The organism is Sphingomonas sp. (assembly GCF_035490575.1).
GTDB lineage: Bacteria > Pseudomonadota > Alphaproteobacteria > Sphingomonadales > Sphingomonadaceae > Sphingomonas.
The window spans coordinates 1-6,238 of sequence record NZ_DATJLI010000102.1 but is presented as its reverse complement, the minus strand read 5'-3'; the positions used below and the strand labels follow the sequence as shown (position 1 = coordinate 6,238).

The 6,238-nt window shown below is 64.4% G+C and carries 9 protein-coding genes and 1 pseudogene; 2 read left to right on the top strand and 8 right to left on the bottom strand.

What is annotated here, in order from left to right; translation table 11 throughout:
- Positions 1–131 (bottom strand): annotated as a pseudogene (locus tag VL973_RS07745) (30S ribosomal protein S4); the annotation flags it as partial.
- Between the two features lie 184 nt (positions 132–315).
- The gene (locus VL973_RS07740; RefSeq protein WP_325283452.1) at positions 316–537 is read right to left on the bottom strand and encodes a hypothetical protein; all 222 of its coding nucleotides are present in this window, start codon (positions 535–537) and stop codon (positions 316–318) included.
- Positions 538–646: 109 nt separating this feature from the next.
- Between VL973_RS07740 and VL973_RS07735 the strand changes: the two genes are divergently transcribed.
- Together VL973_RS07735 and VL973_RS07730 are read left to right on the top strand one after the other, a co-directional pair.
- Positions 647–970 (top strand): chorismate mutase, encoded by a 324-nt coding sequence (locus VL973_RS07735; RefSeq protein WP_325283451.1) that lies wholly within the window; start codon positions 647–649, stop codon positions 968–970.
- Positions 960–1,094, top strand: a complete 135-nt coding sequence (locus VL973_RS07730) for a DUF2256 domain-containing protein (RefSeq protein ID WP_325283450.1) — start codon at positions 960–962, stop codon at positions 1,092–1,094. Before VL973_RS07735 ends, VL973_RS07730 begins: the two co-directional genes overlap by 11 nt.
- Here the strand turns inward: VL973_RS07730 and VL973_RS07725 are convergent.
- The 6 genes from VL973_RS07725 to VL973_RS07700 form a co-directional block, all read right to left on the bottom strand.
- On the bottom strand, positions 1,091–2,626 hold the full coding sequence (locus VL973_RS07725) for a TadA family conjugal transfer-associated ATPase (protein WP_325283449.1): 1,536 nt from the start codon (positions 2,624–2,626) through the stop codon (positions 1,091–1,093). The genes VL973_RS07730 and VL973_RS07725 overlap by 4 nt on opposite strands.
- Positions 2,627–2,793: 167 nt before the next feature.
- Positions 2,794–3,048 (bottom strand): ATP synthase F1 subunit epsilon, encoded by a 255-nt coding sequence (locus tag VL973_RS07720; RefSeq protein WP_325283448.1) that lies wholly within the window; start codon positions 3,046–3,048, stop codon positions 2,794–2,796.
- Positions 3,049–3,100: 52 nt separating this feature from the next.
- Positions 3,101–4,573: a F0F1 ATP synthase subunit beta gene (atpD, locus tag VL973_RS07715; RefSeq protein ID WP_325283447.1), complete on the bottom strand. Its 1,473-nt coding sequence runs from the start codon at positions 4,571–4,573 to the stop codon at positions 3,101–3,103.
- On the bottom strand, positions 4,557–5,171 hold the full coding sequence (locus VL973_RS07710; RefSeq protein ID WP_325283446.1) for a hypothetical protein: 615 nt from the start codon (positions 5,169–5,171) through the stop codon (positions 4,557–4,559). Before VL973_RS07710 ends, atpD begins: the two co-directional genes overlap by 17 nt.
- Positions 5,171–6,052, bottom strand: coding sequence for a F0F1 ATP synthase subunit gamma (locus VL973_RS07705; protein WP_325283445.1), 882 nt, complete (start codon positions 6,050–6,052; stop codon positions 5,171–5,173). Before VL973_RS07705 ends, VL973_RS07710 begins: the two co-directional genes overlap by 1 nt.
- A gap of 5 nt (positions 6,053–6,057) precedes the next feature.
- On the bottom strand, positions 6,058–6,238 hold a 181-nt coding region (locus VL973_RS07700), incomplete at its 5' end, for a putative quinol monooxygenase (RefSeq protein ID WP_325283444.1).

Here is a 6,238-nt window from a genome sequence, read left to right as displayed (position 1 = left end):
TTGCCCTTGCGGCGCTGGCCGTGCTGGCCGGGACCATATTCACGCTTGTTGACGGGCGATTTGGGGCGGCCCCAAATATTCTCGCCCATGCGACGATCGAGTTTATACTTGGCGCTGGAGCGCTTCGACATGTGAATTACCTTGCAATATTGCCAACGACGTTGACCCTGATCGGCCTGAAACCGTCCATGATCGCGATCCCGGTCATCGCCCGATGCGATTGCATCGTGGCCGCCGCTTCACCGGGGTGCGGAGCCTGAATTGCGAAGCCGTGGCCCGTAGCGTCGCCCCGACGGCAAGTCAAGATCGCAGTCGTCAGCGCGACTGCATGTTGCTCATGCCGCGGGCCTGATCCTGATTGAGCTGTGCGTCGGCGTCCCATTCGGCCTGCGTCTTGCAAACCCGCTTTGCGCGCACGCGTGTGCCGGTCTTGGCCTGGCCCTTGCAGATCTTCTTCTCCGCCCTTGGCGCCTCGGCGCGGTCGTCCTGAACGGGCGAAAGGGGGAGGGCGGCGGCAAGCAGGAACGCGGTGAACATCGGCGCTGACTCCACTGACGAGGGTCTGTTCTGTCGGAAGTATCGCCTTTCAACAAGTGCTTGGCGACAAGTGGTGACGCCGCGCCGACCACAGGTTAAGCGCGGCGGCATGACTCAGCCGATTTCACCCGATGCCTGCACCACGATGGCCCAGGTCCGCACCGGAGTCGACGCGCTCGACCGGCAACTCGTCGCGCTGCTGGCAACGCGCTTCGGCTATATGCGCGCCGCCGCCCGCATCAAGGCCGAACGCGGGCAGGTGCGCGACGAGGGGCGCAAACGCCAGGTGATCGAACAGGCTGTGGCCGTCGCACAGGCCGCCGCGATCCCGTCGGATGCGGTCGCGGCGATGTGGGAAACGCTGGTCGAGGCGTCGATCGCTTATGAACTGACCGAATGGGACCGGCGCCGCGCGAACGGCGATGGCGCATAAGAAGCCGCATCTGCCGACCAAAATGTGCGAAGCGTGCGGCCGTCCGTTCGCATGGCGCAAGAAATGGGCGCGCGACTGGGATAATGTGAAATTCTGCTCTGACCGTTGCCGCAAGGCGCGTTAGAGGCAGGCCTCCAGCAGCGCCTGGTCAAAGCCGAACTGCTTGGCCTTTTCCAGCGTATAGGGGCGCAGGCCCATCGAGCGATATTCGCCGATGATCTTGCCGTCGGCGCTTTCGTCCAGATATTCGAACTTGAACAATTCCTGCGTGACGATCACCGGGCCTTCCATGCCGATCACTTCGGTGATGTTGGTGACGCGGCGGGAGCCGTCGCGCAGGCGCTTGACCTGAACGATCAGGTCGACCGAATCGGCGATCTGGCGGCTGATCGCTTCCTTGGGCACCTTGATGTCCGACATCATCACCATGTTCTCCATACGCGCCAGGCATTCGCGCGGGGAGTTGGAGTGAAGCGTCGCCATCGACCCGTCATGGCCGGTGTTCATCGCCGCCAGCAGGTCGAAACACTCGCTGCCACGGATTTCGCCCAGGATGATGCGGTCGGGGCGCATACGCAGCGCGTTCTTCACCAGATCGCGGATGGTGATCTCGCCCACGCCCTCCAGGTTCGGCGGGCGGGTTTCGAGGGGGAGCCAGTGCGGCTGCTGGAGCCGCAATTCGGCGGCGTCCTCGATCGTCAGCACGCGCTCACCGGGGTCGATCATCTTGGACAATGCGTTGAGCATCGTCGTCTTGCCCGAACCCGTGCCGCCCGAAATCACGACGTTGAACCGGCACGCGCCCGCGACCTTGAGACAGGTCGCCATTTTTTCCGACATCGACCCGCCCTTGGCCATCATGTCGAGCGTGATCGGCTTGGCGGAGAATTTACGAATCGAGATCGCGGTGCCGCGCAGACTGAGCGGCGGGACGATGACGTTGACGCGGCTGCCGTCTTTCAGGCGGGCATCGGCCAGCGGCGTGGTCTGGTCGACACGCCGGCCGACCGAATTGCAGATGCGCTGGGCGATCTGGAACAGGTGTTCTTCATCCCGAAACTGGATCGAGGCGAGTTCCAGCTTGCCCTTGCGCTCGACAAAGGTCTGTTCGGGACCGTTGACCATGATGTCGCTGATCGCAGGGTCCGACAGCAATTCCTCAAGCGGGCCGAGGCCCAGCAACTCGTCGACCAGCACCTTTTCCAGCGCGAACTGTTCGCGCCGGTTGAGCGTCAGTTTCAGTTCGGCCAGCACCTCGTGGATGATCGGCCGGAACTCTTCGGCCAGCTCGTCCTTGGACAGGGTGGCGGCGGCCTCTGGATCGACGCGTTCCAGCAGGCGCGGCAGCACCTGTTCCTTGATGCGGTGGATCGAGCTTTCGAACCCCTCGACCCGGCTGTTGGCCGCATCGCCCGACGAAGCCTGGCGATCGGCCAATCGTTGCAGCGCGTCGCCAGTGAAGGCGGAGGTCGCAAGGTCGCTTTCCACGCCGATGCCATGCATCGCGCCCGGCAGCGGCAGCGTGTCGAGCGGGGGGAATTGATCGGCAAGATCGGGTTCGGGCCGGCCATTGCCGGGGCCGTGCATCGGCCGCGCGACGCCAAAGGCCGGCCGCCCGCCACTGGTTACGCCACTTCGCCGCCCGAATGCGCTCATTGCCCGACCCTTGTTCAACGCCTTCAACTTCGGGCCAAAGGCGTAAACGGGAAGGTTTGACAATTACCTAACCACGTTGGGCGGCGGGCGTCGGTGGCCCGAAACGCAAGGAAGCCGGGCGTTGCCGGCCCGGCTTCCTTCTGGCGCGCAGTCTGACCTAACGGCGTTCAGCCCGCCTTTTCGGCCAGCACCGTCAGGCCGCGGGTCGTTACTTCGGCAAGGCCACCCTCGATGCGAATCGCCTCGGGCGCGGCGCCGGCGGTCTTGTGCACCATGATCTCGCCATCGCGGATCGTCGACATGAAGGGCGCGTGCCCTTCGAGCACGCCGAAGTCGCCCTCGGTGCCGGGGACGACGACCATATGCACATCCTCCGACCGGAGGAGCTTTTCGGGCGTCACGAGTTCGAAGTGCAGGGGCATCGCGATTTCCTAAATCCCCTCCCCGCTGATGGGGGAGGGGAGGGGCATGTCATCAGGCGTTTTCGGCCAGCTTCCTGGCCTTTTCGACCGCCTGATCGATGCCGCCGACCATGTAGAAGGCCGATTCGGGCAGATGGTCATATTCGCCGTTTACCACCGCCTTGAACGACTTGATGGTGTCTTCGATCTGCACGAATGCGCCGGGGATGCCGGTGAAGACTTCGGCGACGTGGAACGGCTGGCTGAGGAAGCGCTGGATCTTGCGTGCGCGGCTGACGGTCAGCTTGTCCTCTTCCGACAGTTCATCCATGCCGAGGATGGCGATGATGTCCTGAAGGCTCTTATACTTCTGAAGGATCGACTGCACCGCGCGGGCGGTTTCGTAATGCTCCTGACCGACGACGCGCGGCTCGAGCACGCGGCTGGTCGAATCGAGCGGATCGACCGCCGGATAGATGCCGAGTTCCGAAATCGCGCGGTTCAGCACCGTCGTCGCGTCAAGATGCGCGAACGACGTGGCCGGCGCCGGATCGGTAAGATCGTCGGCGGGCACATACACGGCCTGAACCGAGGTGATCGAACCCTTGTTGGTCGAGGTGATGCGTTCCTGCAGCGCGCCCATATCGGTCGACAGCGTGGGTTGATAACCCACCGCCGACGGGATGCGGCCCAGCAGTGCCGACACTTCGGCGCCCGCCTGGGTGAAGCGGAAGATGTTGTCGACGAAGAACAGCACGTCCTGTCCTTCGACATCGCGGAAATATTCGGCGATCGTCAGGCCCGACAGCGCGACGCGCGCGCGCGCGCCCGGCGGTTCGTTCATCTGGCCATAGACCAGCGCAACCTTCGATCCTTCGCTGACCGCGTTGCCCGCCTCGTCCTTGGCGATGACGCCGGCGTCGAGAAATTCGTGATACAGGTCGTTGCCCTCACGCGTGCGCTCACCGACGCCAGCGAAGACCGAGGTGCCGCCATGACCCTTGGCGATGTTATTGATGAGTTCCTGGATCAGCACCGTCTTGCCGACGCCCGCGCCGCCGAACAGGCCGATCTTGCCGCCCTTTGCATAAGGGGCGAGCAGGTCGATGACCTTGATGCCGGTGACGAGGATCGAGCTTTCGGTCGACTGTTCGATGAATTCCGGCGCCTTGGCGTGGATCGGCGCCTTCATGTCGGTGGCGACAGGGCCACGCTCGTCGATCGGCTCGCCGATGACGTTCAGGATGCGGCCCAGCGTCGCGGGACCCACTGGCACCTGGATCTGGTTGCCGGTGTCGGTCACGGTCTGGCCGCGGGTCAGACCCTCGGTCGCGTCCATCGCAATGGTGCGGACGGTGTTCTCGCCCAGATGCTGCGCGACTTCGAGGACGAGGCGCTGGCCGTTATTGTCGGTTTCCAGCGCCGACAGGATCGCCGGCAGCGTGCCGTCGAACGACACGTCGACGACAGCACCGATCACCTGGGCGATGCGGCCGACATTGTTGGTGCCGCCTGCGGGGCGGATGAGTTCAGGCGCGGTTGCCATCTGCTTGTCCTTGGTCTGGGATTACCGGGGTCGTCCCGGTCGGGCGGGTAAAGGTTACGGTGATCGTCCGCTGATCGCCTTCGCGTTGGTCGACGGCGATCGAAGCGGGCGTGCCGGCGACGGGGCCGTCGGCGTCGGTCTCGTCGATGACGGCGTCGAACGCGCCTTCATCTTCCAGTTCATATTGCGACAGGAACGCGCGCAGCATGTCGGCGAAACGCTGCTTGGCGGTGTCGGCATTGGCGGGATCGGTGATCGCCAGGGTAAACACCATGCGCTCGAAGCGGTTGGCGGTCGGGCCGGCGGCTTCGAACATTGCCTTGTTGGGCGCCTTCGCGTCCGACTGCGACATGGTGATCGGGTCGCCGCGCGTCAGGAACGTGTCCCCATCGGCGGCATAGTCGCCCGCGTGGAAACCGAACTGGTTGACCCGGCCGATCGTTTCGCGCGGCGTCGAGAAGGCGCGGTCCCAGCCTGCCATCGTCGCGGCGGTCTGTGCCTCACGCGCTTCGTTCTCGAGCACGGTCGGGCCGCTTTCGCCACCACAGGCGGAAAGCAGCGCCGCGCCCAGCAGCGAAAGACCGGCACGCATCCGCATCAAAGCGCCTCCGCACCTGAGATGATCTCGACCAGCTCGGTCGTGATCGCGGCCTGACGGCTGCGGTTATATTCGATGTTCAGCCGCTTGATGAGGTCGCCGGCATTGCGCGTGGCATTGTCCATCGCCGTCATCTTGGAACCCTGTTCCGACGCGGCGTTTTCGCGCAGCGCGCGATAGATCTGGATGGCGACGTTGCGCGGCAGCAGGTCGGCGAGGATCGATTCCTCGTCCGGCTCATATTCCATGACCGCGCCGCCATCGGACTGGCTGGCGCTGGCGGTCGGCACGCGCACGGGCAGGATCTGCTGCTCGGTCGGTTCCTGCGTCAGCACCGATTTGAAATTGGCATAGAACAAGTGCGCGACGTCGAACTCGCCCGCCTGGAACCGCGCGATCAGGTCGTCGGCATAGCCGCGCGCGCTGTCAAAGGTCAGCTTGCCCAGGTCGCCCGGCTCTTCTGAATGGACGATCAGGTCGCGATACAGGCGATTGAGGACCGCACGGCCCTTCTTGCCGATCGTATAGAAGCGCACGGTCTTGCCCTGCGCGATCAGTTCGTCGGCGCGGCGGCGCGCCAGGCGGGCGATGTTGGTGTTGAACGCGCCCGCCAGCCCCTTGTCGCTGGTGGCGACGACGAACAGATGCACCTGGTCCTTGCCCGTGCCCGACAGCAAAAGCGGCGCATTGTCCGAACCGCCGACACTGGCGGCAAGGCGTGCGACGACCGCTTCCAGCCGCTGGGCATAGGGGCGACCGGCTTCCGCCGCTTCCTGCGCGCGGCGCAGCTTGGCGGCGGCGACCATCTTCATCGCCTTGGTGATCTTCTGGGTCGACTTGACCGACCCGATCCGCATTTTCAGCGCCTTGAGAGAGGCCATGTTCTTTACACCAGTTGGTCGGCGAGTTCGGTCAGGCGAACCGGCTCGGCAAGCCAGTCCTGATATTGCCTGAACACGTCGCGCGTATAGGGCTGGGCGTGATGAAACTCGAACGCAGCGCGATCGCGCCAACGCTCGTAGATATAGATCGTCGGCGTTCCGTCGGCGGCGGGATGCGGCAGAAAC

What these genes read in the sequence shown, in the direction of transcription:
- VL973_RS07725 (WP_325283449.1), bottom strand. Translation starts at nt 2,626, where the DNA reads ATGAGCGCATTCGGGCGGCGAAGTGGCGTAACCAGTGGCGGGCGGCCG.
- VL973_RS07720 (WP_325283448.1), bottom strand. Translation starts at nt 3,048, where the DNA reads ATGCCCCTGCACTTCGAACTCGTGACGCCCGAAAAGCTCCTCCGGTCG.
- VL973_RS07710 (WP_325283446.1), bottom strand. Translation starts at nt 5,171, where the DNA reads ATGCGGATGCGTGCCGGTCTTTCGCTGCTGGGCGCGGCGCTGCTTTCC.
- atpD (WP_325283447.1), bottom strand. Translation starts at nt 4,573, where the DNA reads ATGGCAACCGCGCCTGAACTCATCCGCCCCGCAGGCGGCACCAACAAT.
- VL973_RS07735 (WP_325283451.1), top strand. Translation starts at nt 647, where the DNA reads ATGACTCAGCCGATTTCACCCGATGCCTGCACCACGATGGCCCAGGTC.
- VL973_RS07730 (WP_325283450.1), top strand. Translation starts at nt 960, where the DNA reads ATGGCGCATAAGAAGCCGCATCTGCCGACCAAAATGTGCGAAGCGTGC.
- VL973_RS07740 (WP_325283452.1), bottom strand. Translation starts at nt 537, where the DNA reads ATGTTCACCGCGTTCCTGCTTGCCGCCGCCCTCCCCCTTTCGCCCGTT.
- VL973_RS07705 (WP_325283445.1), bottom strand. Translation starts at nt 6,052, where the DNA reads ATGGCCTCTCTCAAGGCGCTGAAAATGCGGATCGGGTCGGTCAAGTCG.